Origin of the sequence: Lysobacter stagni, from assembly GCF_030053425.1 — a bacterium.
GTDB lineage: Bacteria > Pseudomonadota > Gammaproteobacteria > Xanthomonadales > Xanthomonadaceae > Lysobacter_J > Lysobacter_J stagni.
The window spans coordinates 3,475,052-3,492,228 of record NZ_JASGBI010000001.1 but is presented as its reverse complement, the minus strand read 5'-3'; the positions used below and the strand labels follow the sequence as shown (position 1 = coordinate 3,492,228).

The following is a 17,177-nucleotide window of genomic DNA, read 5'->3' as shown; positions in this document are numbered from 1 at the left end:
ACGCCTCCAGACACCCGATCGATACGGCGGCGTTCAGTCGGCCGGATCGTCGCGGACCGTGCCCGGAATCACACCGGCGCCCTGCATCTGCCGCAGCAACCCAAGGCCCTGGGCAACGAAGGCGTCGGCATCGGCAACGCCGGCTTCAGCGGCAAGCGCCAGCAGCTGCGCGCGCCCGTGCAACTGGGGCGACTCCTCGATGCGTTGCAACAGGCGGAAGGCGAGGGGGCTGAGTTCGGAGAACCGTACCGTGCCGTCCGTATCGCGGCGTACCAGCAACAGCGTCGGCGCATCGGGCAGCGAAGCGGGACGGTAATCCGGGCCGATGCGATGCACCGGCCATGCGTACGCCAGCGGCCAGGCCAGTGGCGACAGCAGCGGACGCGCGTCGAGCAGATCGCCATCCGGATCGTGCGCAGGCACGGTGGCTTCGCTGATCTGCAGCGCCAGTTCCACCCATTCGTAATGTGCGAGTTCCGCCAGGAACGGCGGTTCAAGCGTGTCGCGCGATTCCAGGAAGCGCAGGAACTCGCGGCCGAGTTCGGGAAACAGCGGCGTCTGGCAGCGATGGTCGCGAAAGAACGCGCGTACCAATGCATGCCATGTGTCGTCGTCGAGCAGCGTGCGGATGACCGGAAAGTTGCCGGCCAGCAGGCTTGCGACGTTGTTGAACAGCAGTTCGCGGTAGACCGCCAGGCGTCGGTCCTCGACACCTTCCGGTGCCGGTTGCGCCTGCGGATCGCGAAGATGGCGGGTGAGGGCGAGTTGCTGCGCGCGAAGCCGCGCCGGTACTTCAGGCGCGTGCATGCCAGGCCTCGGTCGACGCATGTTCGTGCATGACGCGACGTACCGTGGCGAGTTCGTCGAGCAGCTCCGCGTAGGGCGGAATGTTGAAGTCGCGTTCCAGCAGCGTGGGGCGCGGGCCGAAGCGGCGATATGCCTCGCCCAGCAGATCCCACACCGCGTCCTTCACGGCGGCGCCGTGCGTGTCGACCTTCAGGTCGTCGGCTTCATCAAAGTGGCCGGCAACGTGGAAATACGCCACGCGCTGCGCCGGCATCGCGGCGAGGAACGCATGCGGGTCGTAACGGTGGTTGATGGCGTTGACGTAGACGTTGTTGACGTCCAGCAGCAGGTCGCAGTCGGCTTCGGCCAATACCGCGTTGATGAAGGTGGCTTCGTCCAGCGCCTGCTGGTCGCGGTCCACGGGGAAGGTTGCGTAGTAGGAGACGTTCTCCACCGCGATGCGCCGGCCGACGATGTCCTGCGTCTGCCGGATGCGCGCGGCGACGTGGTGCACGGCTTCCTCGGTGAAGGGGATCGGCAGCAGGTCGTAGAGGTGGCCGTCGTCGCTGCAGTAGCTCAGGTGTTCGCTGTAGAGCGCGACGCGATGGCGGTCGAGGAAGCGACGTACGCGTACGAGGAAGGTTTCGTCGAGTGGCGCGAAGCCACCGAGCGACAGCGACAACCCGTGGCAGACCAGTGGATGGCGTGCGGTGAGTGCGTCGAGCGAGTCGCCCAGCCGGCCGCCCACGCCGATCCAGTTTTCCGGCGCGCATTCGAGGAAGTCGAAATCCTCGGGCGCAGCCGACTGCAGCGCGCCCAGAAGGGCACGCCGCAGGCCAAGGCCGACGCTGGTATCAGCCGGACGGGACATGCAATGGATTGCGAAGGAAAGCCCGCACCGTGCGATGCGGGCTCCGGGTGTCGTGGCTTACGCCATTCCGCCGCACTTGCCTTCGCCGCACTTGCCTTCCATGTCGCCCTTCTTGTCGCCCGCCTTGGGCTTCAGCTCGTCGGCGGAAAGGAAACCGTCCTTGTTGGCGTCGTGCGTGGCGAACTTGCTGGTGTCGCCCTTGTGGGCGGCGCCGAACTCGGCCTGCGAAACCTTGCCGTCCTTGTCGGTGTCCATCTTCTCCATGCCGCACTTGCCTTCGCCGGCCTTGGTGCCTTCGCCGGCGCTGAGCATGTAGCCCGAGGCCAGGTCGGTCATCGCGAATGCCGAGCCCGACAGGGCGAGTCCACCAGCCAGGGCTGCGCCGGCGACGAGAACGACGGACTTGCTGATCTTGCTGTTGCGGTTCGACATGACGTTGAACTCCTGTGACTCGATGCGGGCGGGGCCGCGGAGGAAGGCCCGGGGGCTTGGGCCGGGAAACGATGGCAGGAGACAGGCTAGCGCGTGGTGAAAGAAACCGTTGTGCCGTTGCGAACAGGCTTCTGGTGCGGCGCAGCACGCGCCGGTGAGGTCTGCTGGCCTCTCCGGAGTGGAACTGTGCGCAATCGGGCGCGCCGGCGCATAGGCCAAGAGTCGGGGGCAGCGCAAAAGAAACCGGCACGGGCTTGTGGCCCGCGCCGGAATTCAGAATGGGTTCACGTTGTCGACGCGGTCACGGTGCCGCGGTCGTGCTGCTGCTGTCGCGCTTCTCGCGCGGCGGGAGCTGCTCGTCGCCCTTCACCAGGAACCACACGTTCTCGGCGATGTTGGTGGCGTGGTCGCCGATTCGTTCGATGTTCTTCGCCATGAACAGCAGATGCGTGCAAGGGGTGATGCTGCGCGCGTCTTCCATCATGTAGGTGAGCAGCTCGCGGAACAGTGCGGTGTAGGCCACGTCCAGGTCGGCGTCGCGCGCGCGCACGCGCTGGGCGAGTTCGACATTGTTGTCGCGGTAGGCGACCAGCACGTCGCGAACCTGCTGCACCGCCAGAGTGCCGATCGCGTGCAGACCACTCACGTGCGGCAACGGCGGCGACAGGTTGAGCGCGGTGGAGCGCTTGGCCACGTTGGCCGCGTAGTCGCCGATGCGCTCGATGTCCGAGGCGATGCGGATCGCGGCCAGGATCTCGCGCAGGTCGCGTGCCATCGGACCGCGCAGCGCCAGCTTCATGACGTCGTGGCTGACTTCCTGTTCCAGCGCGTCGATCGCCTCATCGTTGGCGATGATGCGCTCGGCGGCCTTGTCGTCGCGACGCTGGACCACGTCCAGTGCCGCTTCCAGCTGCGAGGCGGCCATCTCGCCCATGCGCAGGGTCTCGTTGAGCAGGCGGCGCTGCTCGTCGTCGTAGCTCTTGACGATGTGGTCGTGCATCTGGGTGCTCATGTTTGGAATGTCCCTGGGTTCAGCTCCCTCCCCTGCGAATGCAGGGGAGGGTTGGGGAGGGGTGAAGTCCTTCGCGGGAACGCTCGGCGCTGCGCGCCTCGCAACCCCCTCCCGGCCTCCCCCTGCGAGCAGGGGGAGGAGAATGCGATCACCCGAATCTTCCGGTGATGTAATCCTCGGTCTGCTGCTTGGTCGGGTTGGAGAAGATCGTTTCCGTCGAGCCGTGTTCGATCAGGTCGCCCAGGTACATGAAGGCCGTGAAGTCGGAGACGCGTGCGGCCTGCTGCATGTTGTGGGTGACGATCACGATGGTGTAGTCCTTCTTCAGCTCCTCGACCAGCTGCTCGATGCGGCTGGTGGAGATCGGGTCCAGCGCCGAAGTCGGCTCGTCCAGCAGCAGCACGTCCGGCCGCAGCGCCACCGCGCGTGCGATGCACAGGCGTTGCTGCTGGCCTCCGGACAGACCCAGCGCGCTCTGGCCCAGCTTGTCCTTGACCTCGTCCCACAACGCGCCCTGACGCAGCGCATGCTCCACGCGAGTGTCCATCTCCGCGCGCGACAGCTTTTCGTGATGGCGGATGCCGTAGGCGACGTTCTCGTAGATCGTCATCGGGAACGGCACCGGCTTCTGGAACACCATGCCCACCTTGCTGCGCAGGCGGTTCATCGGATAGCGCGCGTCGAGGATGTTCTCGCCGTCCAGCAGCACCTCGCCCCTGGCTTCCAGCTTCGGGTACAGCGCGTAGATGCGGTTGAAGATGCGCAGCAGCGTGGACTTGCCGCAACCGGAGGGGCCGATCAGCGCGGTCACGCGCTTTTCCGGAATCTCCAGGTGGATGCTCTTCAGCGCGTGGAACTTGTCGTAGTAGAAGTCCAGGCCGCGCGCAGCGAGCTTGACCGGTGAAACGGCCGTGCTGGCGGCGCTGCGTTCCGGCGTGGCGAGTGAGATGCGGGCGTCGTTCATGGCCGGGGTCCGCGGGAAGTTCGGAGTCGTGAGGTCAGTCATGGCTGATCTTGTTGCGTAGCACGATGGCGCGGGCCACCAGGCTGATGAGGAGGACGAAGACGGTCAGGACGAGCGCGCCGGCCCAGGCCAGCACCTGCCACGATTCGTACGGGCTGCCGGCGAACTGGTTCATCACCACCGGCACGGACGCCATCGGCTGCAGCACGTTGGTGCTCCAGTACTGGTTGCCGAAGGCGGTGAACAGCAACGGCGCGGTTTCACCGCTGATTCGCGCCAGCGCGAGCAGCACGCCGGTGACGATGCCGGCCGACGCGCTGCGATACAGCACCTGCATGATCACTTTCCACTGCGGTACGCCCAGCGACAGCGCCGCCTCGCGCATCTGCGACGGGACCAGGCGCAGCATCTCGTCGGTGGTGCGTACCACCACCGGCAGCACGATGAAGGCCAGCGCGATCGCGCCGGCGAGCGCGGAGAAGCTGCCGCCGGTCTGCATCACCACCAGCGTGTAGACGAACAGGCCCAGCACGATCGACGGTGCCGAGAGCAGGATGTCGTTGACGAAGCGGACCACCGTGCCGATCTTGCGGGCGTGGCCGAACTCGGCCAACCAGGTGCCCGCGGCGATGCCCAGCGGCGTGCCGATCAGGATCGCGATGACGCACATCACCGCGCTTCCGAAGAAGGCGTTGAGCAGGCCGCCTTCCTGCATCGGTGGCGGCGTGTTCTGCGTGAACAGCGCCCAGTTGACGCCGCCGATGCCCTTGGAGATCAACGTCCACAGGATCCAGCCCAGGAAGAACAGTCCGAACAGCGCCGCGGCGCAGGCCAGCGCGATGGAGAGGGCGTTGACGACGCGACGGCGGCGGTACAGCGCGTCGGCGACCTTGAACTCGCGTGCGGTCTTGATGGAAACGGTGGGCGCGCTCATCAGTTGCCCTCCTTGCGCGACAGCTGGAGCAGCATGAAGCGTGCGACCGCCAGCACCACGAAGGTGACGATGAACAGCACGAAGCCGAGCAGCAGCAGCGCCGAGCGGTAGGTTTCGGTGGCCTCGCCGAAGTCGTTGGCGATCAGCGCGGCGATGGTGGTACCCGGTTCGAGCAGCGAGGGCGAGAAGTTGACGCTGTTGCCGATGACGAAGGCCACGGCCATCGTTTCGCCCAGTGCGCGGCCCAGGCCCAGGAAGACGCCGCCGATCACCGCCGAGCGCGTGTACGGCAGCACGATGTCCCAGCTCACTTCCCACTTCGTGGAGCCCAGCGCGTAGGCCGATTCCTTCAGGCGCGTGGGCACCGTGAGGAACACTTCGCGCATCACCGAGGAGATGAACGGGATCACCATGATCGCCAGCACGATGCCCGCGGTCAGCATGCCGATACCCAGCGGCGGTCCCTGGAACAGCGGGCCGATCACCGGCCAGGTGCCGAGGTGGTCGTTGAGCCAGGGCGTCACGTACTCGGTCATCACCGGCACCAGCACGAACAGGCCCCACATGCCGTAGATGATCGACGGAATGCCGGCCAGAAGTTCGATGGCGGTGCCGATCGGGCCGCGCGCCCAGCGAGGCGCGACTTCGGTGAGGAAGAAGGCGATGCCGAAACTCACCGGCACGGCGATGAGCATCGCGATCAACGCGGTGACGATGGTGCCGTAGATCGGAACCAGCGCACCGTACTTGTCCTCGACCGGGTTCCATTCGGTGGTGATGAAGAAATCCAGGCCCGAGGCGGCCAGCACATGGCGGCCGCCCCACAGCATCGACAGGGCGGCGCTGGCCAGGGCGATGAGGACGAAGATCACCGTGCCGGTCAGCACGTAGCGGAACAGCCTGTCGTTGCGCGCGTCCTTGTGGTCGCGCGACCCGGGAAGATCGGCAGAGGGGAGGGTGGTGGTGTTCATCCGGTGGGCTTCTTGTGGCCGGTTCCGTTGTTGCGACCGTCATTCCCGCGAACGCGGAGATTCATGGGCATCGAGGCCGTACCGCCTGGAGGGAGGGAGGGCGATCCGGTTGGCGCGTTCATGGGTCCTCCGCATTCGCGGGATGACGTGAGGCGGGATGCGGTCTTGCGGGGTACGCCGTGTTCCTTCGTCATTCCCGCGTAGGCGGGAATCCAACTGTCCGGTTGATCACGCTCTACGGAAGGCAGAGAGGGATCGGACACCTGGATCCCCGCCTTCGCGGGGATGACGCATCGGCAAGGGCGCTCACGCTTCGCGCGAGCGCGCCGATGCGTCACTTGAACTCCGCAGCCCAGTACGACTCGATCTGCTTCACCAGCTCCGGCGGAAGCGGCACGTAGTCCAGCGTCTTCGCCTGCGGCTGGCCGTTCTCGAACGCCCACTTGAAGAAGGCGCGCGTGTCCGCGCTGCGCGTGGCGTCCTTGGGCTGCTTGTACATCAGGATGAAATTGGTGGCGGTGATCGGCCACGCCTGCGCGCCGCTGGCGTTGGTGATGACCAGGTTGAAGTCCTTCGCGTTCGCCCAGTCGGCGCCCGCGGCCGCGGCCTGGAAGCTTTCCGCATTCGGCTGCACCCAGTTGCCGGCGGCGTTCTGCAGCGAGGCGTAGGCCATCTGGTTCTGCAGCGCGTAGGCCAGTTCGACGTAGCCGATCGAACCCTTGATCTGCTTCACGTACGAGGCCACGCCTTCGTTGCCCTTGCCGCCGACGCCGCCCGGCCACTGCACCGAGGTGCCTTCGCCGACCTTGCCCTTCCAGTCCGCGCTGACCTTCGACAGATAGTTGGTGAAGTTGAACGTGGTGCCCGAACCGTCGGAGCGGTGCACGAGGTTGATCTTGGTCGCCGGCAGCGTCACGCCCGGATTCACCGCAGCGATGGCCGCGTCGTTCCAGGTCGTGATCTTGCCCATGAAGATGTCGGCCAGCAGCGGACCGGTGAGTCGCAGTTTGCCGGCCTCGATACCTTCGACGTTCACCACCGGCACCACGCCGCCGATGGCGGAGGGGAACTGGCCCAGGCCCGCTGCGGCGAGTTCGTCGGACGGCAGCGGCTTGTCGGAAGAACCGAAGTCCACGGTACCGGCCTTGATCTGCGCGATGCCGCCGCCAGAACCGATCGACTGGTAGTTCACCTTCGCGCCGGTGGCCTTGTTGTAGTCGTCGGACCACTTCGAGATCAGCGGATAGATGAAGGTCGCGCCGGCGCCGGTGATCTGCGCGGCGACCTTGTCGCCGGCCGGAGCGGCGGCGGGGGCGTTCGCCTCACCCGCGGGCGCCTGCGCGTTCTCGCCTGCGGGCTTGCATGCAGCGACGGTCAGGGCGATGACGACGGTGAGGGCGGCGAGACGGGCCGACGAATTCATGCGCAACTCCGGTAGGAGACGGGACGTGGGGATTCCGGGCTCGTGCCCGGGCTGCGCCATTTGATGATCTTTTTGTTACAGGGCGATGACATCGAACCGTCACATTTTTGTAGCCAAAGGCATGCCACGCCAGTGGCCAGGACTCGCAAGGCCTGTTCAGGCGAGGCGCCACGCAAAAAGAAAGCGGGCCCTGCGGCCCGCCTCCCGTGTGTCGCGATCCGCGAGGGATCAGTAGTTCATGTTCGCCGACCAGTAGGTCTCGATCTGCTGCACCAGCGCGTCCGGCAGCGGCACGTAGTCCAGTGCCTTGGCCTGGGTGTCGCCGTTGGCGTAGACCCAGCGGAAGAATTCCTTGGCGTTCTTGGCGCCGGCGGCATTCTTGGGCTGCTTGTACATCAGGATGAAGTTGGTGGCGGTGATCGGCCAGGCGTTCGCGCCCGGGGCGTTCGTCATCACCAGGTAGAAGTCCTTCGCATTGCCCCATTCGGCGCTGGCGGCCGCGGCGGAGAAGGTCTCGTCCGACGGCAGCACGAAGTTGCCGGCGGCGTTCTTCAGGCGCGAGTAGGCCATCTTGTTCTGCAGCGCGTACGACAGCTCGACATAGCCGATGCCGCCGACGATCTGCTTCACGTACGCGGCCACGCCTTCGTTGCCCTTGCCGCCGATGCCGACCGGCCACTTCACGGCCGTGCCTTCACCGACCTTGGTCTTCCATTCCGGCGAGACCTTGGACAGGTAGTTGACGAAGTTGAAGGTGGTGCCCGAACCGTCCGAGCGGTGCACGACGGTGATCTTGCGGTCCGGCAGCTGCACGCCGCCGTTGAGCGCGGCGATGGCCGGGTCGTTCCACTTGGTGATCTTGCCCAGGAAGATGTTGGCCAGCGTTTCGCCGTCCAGCTTCAGCGCGCCCGAGGCAACGCCCGGCACGTTGACGACCGGCACCACGCCGCCGATCACCGACGGGAACTGGGCCAGGCCGAACTGGGCCAGCTCTTCGGGCTTCATCGGGGCGTCGGACGAACCGAAGTCGACCGTCGCGGCCTTGATCTGGGCGATGCCACCGCCGGAACCGATGGACTGGTAGTTGACCTTCTTGCCGTTGGCCTTGGCGTAGTCGGCAGACCACTTCGACATCACGGGGTACACGAACGACGCACCGGCGCCGGTGACGTCGGCAGCCTGCGCGTTGACGGCGAAGGCGCCGGCCAGCGCGAGCGCGGCGAGGCGGAACTGGATGGACTTGAACACGAATGGTCTCCTGGAGTGACGACGGGCCTGACCCGTACGCCGCGCATTTGATAACCGTTGGATGACAGTGCCGGGACCGGTGTGTGACAACCGTGTTACCGGCGATGGCTGGAACGCGGGCAAAAAAAGGGGCGCACCTTGGAGCGCGCCCTGAGGGGGAGGAATGCGGGAGGCTGGAACCGACGGCTGCCTGCGATGTTTTGCTCCCTCCCCCTGCGAGCAGGGGGAGGAGCAGAAGCGATTACCAGTAGAACTGGACGCGGGCTTCGACGATGTTCGGGTTGTCGTCGATCTTGCGGTTGACGAGCACGTTCTGGTTGGCCGGATCGACCAGGCCGGTGGCCGGCGTGCGTGCCATGAACTTCGAGCTGTCGACCATCACGTAGTTCAGCATGAACTTGAAGTTGGAGCGCCAGTACCAGTTCGCGCCGATCGTCCAGGTGCTCATCTCGCCACCCAGGACACCGTCGACAGCCGCGGCGGCGGTCGGCAGGGCCGGCATGATGACGGTGCCGTCGTCCAGGTCGATCGAGTCGTAACGCAGACCCACCTGCCACATGCCGCTGGCGGGTTCGTCGGGCAGCGGGGTGGTCGGGGTGCCTTCCTTGTAGCCCCAGGTCTCGCCGGTGATGTTCCACAGGCCGCTGACATACCAGCTGTTGCCGTCGAAGTTGTGCGACTGGCGCGGATTGCCGTTGAAGTAGCGCTCGACCTTCGTCTGCATGTACTCGCCCTGGACCTTGAACGGACCAGTGACCCACATCGCTTCGGCGCCGACAGTGCTCTGGCGGTCGGTGTTGGTCATGTTGCCGGTATCGACCAGACGCGTGCCAGCCAGGTCGGCGCCCGGACGGGCACGCACGCGCACCGTGTCCTGGAAGGTGTCGTAATCCACGTACGACAGGCCGATGTGGAAGATGTTGCCCTTCTCGTTGATCGGCGCCCAGTTACCGCGCAGGCCGAAGCCCGGGCCGTGCGGCGTCGGGGCCGGATGCTCGGTCAGCTCACGGGTGAAGTAGCTGGCCGTGATGCCCCAGTCGTTGGTGCCGTAGCGGTACTGGCCGCCGAGGCGACGGGCGACGCCGAAGGTGTTGGTGACCAGCGCCTTGGCGATGAAGTCGTTGTTCTTCGTGGACGACAGCTCTTCCATGCTGTTGGGCTGCTTGAACTGGCCCAGCACGAAGTAGTGGTTGGAATCGCCGCGGATCTTGTACTTGGCGTTCACGTCCAGCCACTTGTCGGCCTTGGCGTCGTAGCCCAGGACCCACTCGATGTTGCCCGGGCCCTTGCCCTTCAGGACCAGCTCGGCGCGACGCATTTCGTTGTCGCTGTCGCGGCCGTCCACGGCGTCGCCGCCGGCGTTGAGGTCGGCGAAGTCGCTGTCGAAGTAGTTGTAGTCGGCCTGCACCAGGCCTTCGAACGAGACCTCGGAGTTACCGATGACGTCCAGCGCGATTTCGGCGTGGGCGGCCGGAGCGGCGAGGACGGCGAGCAGCGCAACGGAAAGGGTGCTGCGGGACAGTTTCATGGACGTAGCCTTGGAGGCGTTGAGAAGACGCTGCGCAGGCTAGGGTGTGAAAGTTGCGTAAATGTGACAGCGCTGACTTATTTCTTCCCGATGACGCAACGGTGACGGTGCGCGCCGACGGGCGGTCAGCCGGCGACGGGATCGGGTTCGCCCGGCGTCTTGTCCTTGAAGCGGCACAGGTCGCGCAGGGCGCAGTGCGGGCAGTCGGGCTTGCGCGCCTTGCAGACGTAGCGTCCGTGAAGGATCAGCCAGTGGTGGGCGTCGTGCAGGAACGGCGGCGGCACCACCCGGAGCAGCTCGTCCTCGACCGCGCGCACGGTCTTGCCCGGGGCCAGTCCGGTCCGGTTGGCCACGCGGAAGATGTGGGTGTCCACCGCCATGGTCGGTTCCCCGAAGGCGGTGTTGAGGACGACGTTGGCGGTCTTGCGTCCCACGCCGGGCAGCGCTTCCAGCGCTGCGCGCTCGCGTGGCACCTGGCCGTCGTGCTGCTCGATCAGCTGCCGGGCCATCGCCACCACGTTGGCCGCCTTGGTGTTGTAGAGGCCGATGGTGGAGATGTACGGCTTGAGCCCTTCGACACCCAGCGCGGCGATGGCCTGCGGCGTGTTGGCAACGGGAAAGAGTTTGCGCGTGGCCTTGTTGACGCCCACGTCGGTGGCCTGCGCGGACAGCGTCACCGCCACCAGCAGTTCGTAGGGCGTGCGGTATTCGAGTTCGGTGACCGGCTTGGGATTGAGCGCCTTGAGGCGCTCGAACATCGTCTCGATTTCCGCCGGCGACAGGCGCGGCCCGCGGCGCGGACGCTTGGCCGCGGTCATCTTCTTCGTGGTGGCGGTCATGGCTTGTGGCGAGCGGCGGCGCGTGCGCGCGCGCGTTCGAGCGCGGCTGCGGCGGCGGAAGGCAGTGCCGGTGCCGCGACGGTGGCCGACGGTGCGACCGGTGGTGCCGCACGCGCCGCGCGTTCCGCCGCGCGGCGCTGCAAGCGTGCATCACGTGCGCGATGGCGTTCGCGCGCGGCGAGCGCACGCCGGCGTTCCTCACGCACCGTGCGCACCATCGTGCGGCACGCCTCGGTGCAGTCGATGCAGTCGTGGGTGTCGAGCAGTCCCAGATCAAGCGCGCCGTCGACATCGTCCTGCATCAGCGCCGCGGCGATCGCGTGCACGTGCGTGCGCGCGCCGCACCCGCAGCACGGGCAGGGCGCGGTGTCTTCGGCCGATGGCGATGCGGATGCGTGCATGCGCGACCGGGCGGAACTCAGGTGCCGTTGAACTGCGGCTTGCGGCGTTCGAGGAACGCGCCGGTGCCTTCGCGCATGTCGTCGGTGGAGAACATCAGGCCGAACTGGGCGGTTTCGTACTCCAGTCCTTCCTCGATGCCGCACTCGCCGCCGACGTTCACGCAGTCCAGCACGCCGCGCAGCGCGAGCGGTGCGGCGTTGGCCAGCTGCTCGGCCAGCTTCATGGTCTCGGCTTCGAGTTCCGCCGCCGGCACGACGCGGTTGACGATGCCCAGTTCGCGCGCACGGTTGGCGTCGATGGGCGCACCGACCAGGCACAGCTCCAGCGTGGCGGCGCGACCGGCCAGTCGCATCAGCCGCTGCGTGCCACCAAAGCCGGGAATCAGGCCCAGGTTGATTTCGGGTTGGCCGACCTTCGCGGTGTCCGCTGCGACGCGCAGGTGGCAGCCCATGGCCAGTTCCAGTCCACCGCCCAGGGCGAAGCCGTTGACCATGGCGACCACGGGTTTGGGCATCTTCTCGATGCGGCGCATCAGCTTTTGCCCGCGCAGGGAGAAATCGCGGCCCTGCACCGGTGTCAGTCCGTTCATCTCGGCGATGTCCGCGCCCGCCACGAAAGCCTTGGGGCCCGAGCCCGTCAGGACCACGCTGCGGACGCCCGGATCGGCCGCTGCGGCCTCGAAGGCGGCCAGCAGCGCGTCGAGGGTGGCGGCATTCAGCGCGTTCAGCTTGTCGGGCCGGTTGACGGTGATCAGGCGGACGGCGCCTCGGTCGGCGGTCAGGACGGGCGTTTCGGACATGGGTGAAGGGCCTTCGGGGGCAGGAAAACGTTGGAAGAATGGGGCCTTGGGGGCGCGGAACTTCGTCCCGGGGGCGGTGTCAGAGCGGTGACGACGCTCAGTGGCGATCAGCCGCAGGCGCCGTTATCCTAGCGCGTCCATCCGGGTCCATTCGACCGGTGCGGGCTTTACCTAAGGAGCGGTAGTCCCGCCCCGATCCATCACGGAGATTCCACCGAATGAAGTTGCGTTTGATCGCTGCCGCCGTCGCGGCCCTGGCTCTGACCGCCGGCAATGCCGTCGCGCAGGATACTTCGACCGAGAAGGGCAAGCTGAGCTACGCGCTTGGCTACGACCTGGGCCGCAACGCTGTCGAAAGCGGTGAGCAGGTCGATGTGAACACCATCATCAAGGGCCTGCAGGACGGCTACGGCAAGAAGCAGCCCTCCGTGCCGGTCGACCAGCTGCGCACTGCCGTGCAGAACATGCAGCAGCGCCAGCAGGCCAAGGCGAAGGCCGCCTGGGACAAGGCCGCTTCCGAGAACAAGGCCAAGAGCGACCAGTTCATCGCGGCCAACAAGGCCAAGCCGGGCGTGAAGTCGCTGCCCAGCGGCGTGCAGTTCCGCGAGATCGAGAAGGGCACCGGTGCCAAGCCGACGCAGGCCAGCACCGTGCAGCTCGAGTTCGCCGGTCCGTACCCGTGGGGCGAGCGTCCGGCGCAGCCCAAGCCGGCGCAGAACGTCCCGTCGATCAAGGTCAGCGAGATCGAGATGCCCGCCATCCGCGAAGCGCTGCTGCAGATGCCGGCCGGTTCGAAGTGGGAAGTCACCCTGCCGCCCGACAAGGCCTATGGTGCCGATCCGCGCACGCCGTTCCCGCCGAACGTCGCGGTGCAGTTCGAGATCAAGCTGGTCAGCGTCAAGTAACGTCCTGCCAACGCTCGCGCATCGCGCGGGCGTTGCGGCCAGGCGCTATCGTTCCACCACGTCGAGCCGGCCCCGCCGGCTCGACGTTTTTGTGGGGTCGAACACGCTGCGGCGGTTGAATCCGGCGCATGCCCGCCTTACGGTTGTTGGTCGATGAATACTTTTTTTCGCGCCGTGCTCAGTCCGTGCATCGGCGTCTGCAGTCTGGACGATGACGGTTTCTGCCAGGGGTGCCATCGCACCGGTGCGGAGATCGCACGCTGGCCCCACATGGACGACGACGAACGCCTGCGCATGATGGAAGCCGTGCTGCCCGAGCGCGAGTCGCGCCGGCAGTGAACCGGCCGCGTTCCGGTGCGATGGTGCCCGACTGGCCCGGCCTGGAAGCGGCGCTGTATCCGCTGACCATGCCGCCCGCGGGGCCCGGCTGGAACCTGGCGGAGTTGCACGATCTGATTCCCGATGGCGCCGCTTCGATTCCCGCGGCGGTGCTGGTGGGGCTGGTGCCGCGGCACGAGGGCACGCAGGTGCTGCTCACGCGCCGCACCGACGCACTGCGTCATCACGGCGGACAAGTGAGTTTTCCCGGTGGCCGCATCGAACGCGACGACGCCGATTCCGTGGCGGCCGCGTTGCGCGAAACGCGCGAGGAGATCGGCCTGACCTCGCGGCAGATCGAGCCGCTGGGTTTCCTCGATCCGCTGGCGACCATCACCGGCTATCGCGTGCAGCCCGTGGTCGCGCTGCTGGCGCCGGACTACGTCGCGCATCCGGATCCGGGCGAAGTGGCCGACGTGTTCGAAGTGCCGTTGTCGTTCCTGCTTGATCCGGCCAACCTGGCCACGCACACGCTGGACTTCCGCGGTCGTCCGCGCGAGGTCTTCGAGTACCGATATCCCGCGCAGCGCATCTGGGGCGCGACCGCGTCGATGCTGTTCAACCTGCGCCAGCGCCTGGAGGCGATCCGATGAGCCCGATGCACTGGACCACGCTGGTGTCGGCCGAAGATCTGGCCGATGCGCTTGGCAACGAAGACCTGGTCGTGTTCGACACGCGCCACAGCCTTGCCGCGCCCGAAGCCGGCGAGGCCGCGTGGCGACAGGCGCATGTTCCGGGCGCGTTCTACGCACACCTGGACCGCGAACTGTCCGATCACCGCAAGGCGCACGCCGGCCGCCATCCGTGGCCGGATCTTGCCGATTTCGCCGCCGCGCTTGGCCGGTGGGGCGTCACGCCGCAGCATCAGGTCGTGGTGTACGACGCCGCCGACGGCGCGCTTGCCGCGGCGAGACTGTGGTACATGCTGCGCCTGCTTGGACATGCGCGCGTGGCCGTGCTCGACGGCGGTCTGCAACGCTGGCAATCGCTGGGCTTGCCGGTCGAGTCCGTCGAGCCGGTCGCCACGCCGGCAGCGCCGTATCCGGCGACGTTCGACACCGACCGGCTCCTCGACGCCACCCAGGTGCAGGCGCACCTCGATGCGGGCGGTGTGTTGCTCGACGCACGTGCGGCCGAGCGTTTTCGTGGCGACGTCGAACCGATCGATCGCGTCGGCGGACACGTGCCGGGGGCGCGCAATCGTCCGTACGCGTTGAGCATGCGTGACGGCGTGTTCCGTCCCGCGTCCGAACTGGCGCTGGAATTCGACGCGTTGCTGCGGGGGCGCGCCGGCCGCGATGTCGTCGCCATGTGCGGCTCGGGTGTGACCGCGTGCCATCTGCTGCTGGCGCTCGAGCATGCCGGCGTGCACGACGCCCGGTTGTTCACCGGTTCGTGGAGTGGCTGGATAGACGACCCCTCCCGTCCGGTCGCGCTCGGCGATTGATGTGCCGCATCCGCCCGTTCCTGTCTGATGTGACGGAATTGCGCGCGGTGTAACCGTTCAGTCATATCCGCCCCCGATCCTTGCGCCATTTCGCATAGGGGGCGTGCGCGATGTCACGCGTTGCTCGTATTACGGTGTTGTTGTGGTTGTTGTGCGCCAGTGCGCTGGCGCACGCGCAGATGGACGCCGAGCGCGTCCGCATTTCCGGTTCGCAGACCATGGCCGCGCGGCTGGTGCCGGCCGTGGCCGAATCCTGGCTGCGCGACATCGGTTATCAGCAGATTCGCCGCGTGGCCGCGCGCGCGTCGGTCACCGAGATCCACGCGGTGCGCGACGGTCAGCCGCTCATCGTGGAGATCGCCGGCACCAGTTCCGCGCGGGGCTTCCAGGATCTGGTCGACGGCAATGCGCACATCGCGATGATGACGCGCCGCCCCACTGCCGCCGAGCTGGACGCCGGCTGGCAGCTGGGCGACCTGGCGTCGCACGACCAGGAATTCGTGCTGGCGCTCGATGGCGTCGCCGTGGTGGTTCATCGCGACAACCCGATCGCCAAACTCGACTACGCGCAACTGCGCCGCCTGTTCTCCGGACAGGTGCGCGACTGGCGCGATGTGGGAGGACGCGGCGCGGTCCACCTGCACACGGTGGCCGGTACGAATTCCGCGCGCGACGTGATGGACGAACGCGTGATGCAGGGCGCGTCGTATGCGCCCGCGACCGAACATGCCGATGGTGAGGCGCTGGTGCGCGCGATCGCCGCCGATCCATCGGGCATCGGCTTCGTCACGCTGCGCCAGCCGTGGGGCGCGAACGTACGGCCCATCGCGGTATCCGATGGCGGGCGCGCGGTGTCGCCCACGCGCCTGGCGGTGCAGAGCGAGGACTACCCGCTGAGTCGTCGTTTCACGCTGTACGGCAGCCAGATGATGGGCGCGCTCAGCCGCAGCTTCGCGCTGTACGCCATGGGCCAGCGCGGACAGGACGCGGTGACGCAGGCCGGCCATGCTGCCGTGACGCTGCGCCCGGGCTATCGCCCCACGACCCTGGTCGGCCCCAACGACTATCGCGAACTGCTTGGCACCGCCACGCGCGTGCCCTTGAGCCTGCGCTTCAACTTCAGCGGCAACAACGACAGCGGTGTGGCCAGCAGCGTGTACGATAGTCGCGCAGTGCGCGACCTCGACCGCCTGGACGCATTCATGCGATTGCCGATGAACCGTGGCAAGCGCCTGCTGGTGATCGGCTTCGCCGATCTGGGCGCGGGCAGCCAGGTCGCGGCGACGATGATGAGCAACGATCGCGCGGACCTGGTAGCACACGAACTGATGGCGCGCGGACTGCCGGTGCTGCACGCGCGCGGCATGGGCGCGCAGGTGCCGCTGATGCGCGCCGGCGGTCCGAACGCGCGGTATCGCAACGAGCGCGTCGAGATCTGGGTCCTGTAGGGATTACTTGCCCAGTCGCGCGATGAGCGCGTGCAGTGCCGCCTGCGTGGCCGGATCGCTCCAGGCGGCGATGAAGCGGGGCAGCTGGATCTGGTCCGGCTGCATCGCTGCGACAACGTCGGCACGCGCGATGGCGCGCGTCTGGCGCATGACCGGCTGCGGCAGCGTGAGCAGCTGTGCCAGCCACTCGCGCGCGCGTGCATCCACGCGGTCCATCTCGACCAGTTCATCGACCAGACCGATGCGCTCGGCGCGCTCGGCATCGACCATGTCGCCGGCAACCACCAGGCGTTCGGCGCGATACGTGCCCACCACGCGCTGCATGAGGCGCAGGATGCCGACCGGCACCACCAGCCCGACCTGCGTTTCGTTGAGGCCGATGCGGAACGGCTTGGCGGGATCCTCGCTGCGCGCCATCACGCGGTAATCGCAGCACAGCGCCAGCACGCAGCCACCGGCGGGTGCGTGCCCGCCGATCGCGCAGACCACGGGGATCGGCGATTCGGCCAGCGCCTTGGCGGTGTCGAAGAAGGCTTGCCACGCAGCCATCAACGCATCGCGGTCGTCACCCAGCGAGAGCAGGTAGGGCACGTCGAGACCCGCCGAGAACACCTTCGCGCCGCCGCTCAGGACGATGCCCTGGGCGCCTGCGGCGATCGCCTGCGCCAGCGCCTCGCGCAGCGCGTTGCACAGCTCCGGGTTCAGTGCGTTGACCGGTGCGCGCGCGAGCTTGAGTTCGACGATGCCGTCGGCGGCGCGGGTTTCGATGAGGCTCATGGCGATGCGTCCA

The 17,177-nt window shown here is 67.2% G+C and carries 17 protein-coding genes and 1 pseudogene; 4 read left to right on the top strand and 14 right to left on the bottom strand.

Going from position 1 to position 17,177, the window contains the following annotated elements:
- Positions 1 to 33: 33 nt before the first annotated feature.
- From QLQ15_RS16235 to QLQ15_RS16175, 13 genes are all read right to left on the bottom strand, one after another.
- Positions 34 to 807, bottom strand: a complete 774-nt coding sequence (locus tag QLQ15_RS16235) for an HvfC family RiPP maturation protein (RefSeq protein WP_283213781.1) — start codon at positions 805 to 807, stop codon at positions 34 to 36.
- Positions 794 to 1,657, bottom strand: coding sequence for an HvfB family MNIO-type RiPP peptide maturase (locus tag QLQ15_RS16230; protein ID WP_283213780.1), 864 nt, complete (start codon positions 1,655 to 1,657; stop codon positions 794 to 796). Before QLQ15_RS16230 ends, QLQ15_RS16235 begins: the two co-directional genes overlap by 14 nt.
- Positions 1,658 to 1,714: 57 nt before the next feature.
- On the bottom strand, positions 1,715 to 2,089 hold the full coding sequence (locus tag QLQ15_RS16225; protein WP_283213779.1) for an HvfA family oxazolone/thioamide-modified RiPP metallophore: 375 nt from the start codon (positions 2,087 to 2,089) through the stop codon (positions 1,715 to 1,717).
- A gap of 301 nt (positions 2,090 to 2,390) precedes the next feature.
- Positions 2,391 to 3,101, bottom strand: coding sequence for a phosphate signaling complex protein PhoU (gene phoU, locus QLQ15_RS16220; RefSeq protein ID WP_283213778.1), 711 nt, complete (start codon positions 3,099 to 3,101; stop codon positions 2,391 to 2,393).
- A 148-nt stretch (positions 3,102 to 3,249) separates the two neighbouring features.
- Positions 3,250 to 4,065 carry a phosphate ABC transporter ATP-binding protein PstB gene (pstB, locus tag QLQ15_RS16215; RefSeq protein WP_283213777.1) on the bottom strand — a complete coding sequence of 272 codons (816 nt, stop codon included), beginning with the start codon at positions 4,063 to 4,065 and terminating at the stop codon, positions 3,250 to 3,252.
- A gap of 34 nt (positions 4,066 to 4,099) precedes the next feature.
- Complete coding sequence (pstA, locus tag QLQ15_RS16210) at positions 4,100 to 4,999, bottom strand: phosphate ABC transporter permease PstA (protein ID WP_283213776.1); 900 nt, start codon at positions 4,997 to 4,999, stop codon at positions 4,100 to 4,102.
- A complete protein-coding gene (gene pstC, locus QLQ15_RS16205; protein WP_283213775.1) occupies positions 4,999 to 5,970 on the bottom strand; it encodes a phosphate ABC transporter permease subunit PstC in 972 nt (323 codons plus the stop codon). The genes pstA and pstC overlap by 1 nt, the downstream gene beginning before the upstream one ends.
- Positions 5,971 to 6,304: 334 nt before the next feature.
- Complete coding sequence (gene pstS / locus QLQ15_RS16200) at positions 6,305 to 7,393, bottom strand: phosphate ABC transporter substrate-binding protein PstS (protein ID WP_283213774.1); 1,089 nt, start codon at positions 7,391 to 7,393, stop codon at positions 6,305 to 6,307.
- Between the two features lie 228 nt (positions 7,394 to 7,621).
- Positions 7,622 to 8,641 carry a phosphate ABC transporter substrate-binding protein PstS gene (pstS, locus tag QLQ15_RS16195; RefSeq protein WP_283213773.1) on the bottom strand — a complete coding sequence of 340 codons (1,020 nt, stop codon included), beginning with the start codon at positions 8,639 to 8,641 and terminating at the stop codon, positions 7,622 to 7,624.
- A gap of 241 nt (positions 8,642 to 8,882) precedes the next feature.
- A complete protein-coding gene (locus QLQ15_RS16190; protein WP_283213772.1) occupies positions 8,883 to 10,169 on the bottom strand; it encodes an OprO/OprP family phosphate-selective porin in 1,287 nt (428 codons plus the stop codon).
- Between the two features lie 125 nt (positions 10,170 to 10,294).
- Complete coding sequence (gene nth, locus QLQ15_RS16185; protein ID WP_283214048.1) at positions 10,295 to 10,987, bottom strand: endonuclease III; 693 nt, start codon at positions 10,985 to 10,987, stop codon at positions 10,295 to 10,297.
- Between the two features lie 17 nt (positions 10,988 to 11,004).
- Positions 11,005 to 11,409: a hypothetical protein gene (locus QLQ15_RS16180; protein ID WP_283213771.1), complete on the bottom strand. Its 405-nt coding sequence runs from the start codon at positions 11,407 to 11,409 to the stop codon at positions 11,005 to 11,007.
- A gap of 17 nt (positions 11,410 to 11,426) precedes the next feature.
- Positions 11,427 to 12,209 (bottom strand): enoyl-CoA hydratase/isomerase family protein, encoded by a 783-nt coding sequence (locus QLQ15_RS16175; protein ID WP_283213770.1) that lies wholly within the window; start codon positions 12,207 to 12,209, stop codon positions 11,427 to 11,429.
- Positions 12,210 to 12,427: 218 nt separating this feature from the next.
- On the opposite strand from QLQ15_RS16175, the gene QLQ15_RS16170 reads away from it, so the two are divergent.
- The 4 genes and pseudogenes from QLQ15_RS16170 (at position 12,428) to QLQ15_RS16155 (ending at position 16,387) form a co-directional block, all read left to right on the top strand.
- A complete protein-coding gene (locus QLQ15_RS16170) occupies positions 12,428 to 13,114 on the top strand; it encodes an FKBP-type peptidyl-prolyl cis-trans isomerase N-terminal domain-containing protein (protein WP_283213769.1) in 687 nt (228 codons plus the stop codon).
- Positions 13,115 to 13,267: 153 nt separating this feature from the next.
- Positions 13,268 to 14,085: pseudogene (locus QLQ15_RS16165) on the top strand (CoA pyrophosphatase).
- Positions 14,082 to 14,939: a sulfurtransferase gene (locus QLQ15_RS16160; protein ID WP_283213768.1), complete on the top strand. Its 858-nt coding sequence runs from the start codon at positions 14,082 to 14,084 to the stop codon at positions 14,937 to 14,939. Before QLQ15_RS16165 ends, QLQ15_RS16160 begins: the two are co-directional and overlap by 4 nt.
- 110 nt (positions 14,940 to 15,049) lie before the next feature.
- Positions 15,050 to 16,387 (top strand): substrate-binding domain-containing protein, encoded by a 1,338-nt coding sequence (locus QLQ15_RS16155; protein WP_283213767.1) that lies wholly within the window; start codon positions 15,050 to 15,052, stop codon positions 16,385 to 16,387.
- Positions 16,388 to 16,390: 3 nt separating this feature from the next.
- On the opposite strand, the gene QLQ15_RS16150 is transcribed toward QLQ15_RS16155, so the two are convergent.
- Positions 16,391 to 17,164, bottom strand: coding sequence for an enoyl-CoA hydratase/isomerase family protein (locus tag QLQ15_RS16150; RefSeq protein ID WP_283213766.1), 774 nt, complete (start codon positions 17,162 to 17,164; stop codon positions 16,391 to 16,393).
- Positions 17,165 to 17,177: the final 13 nt, after the last annotated feature.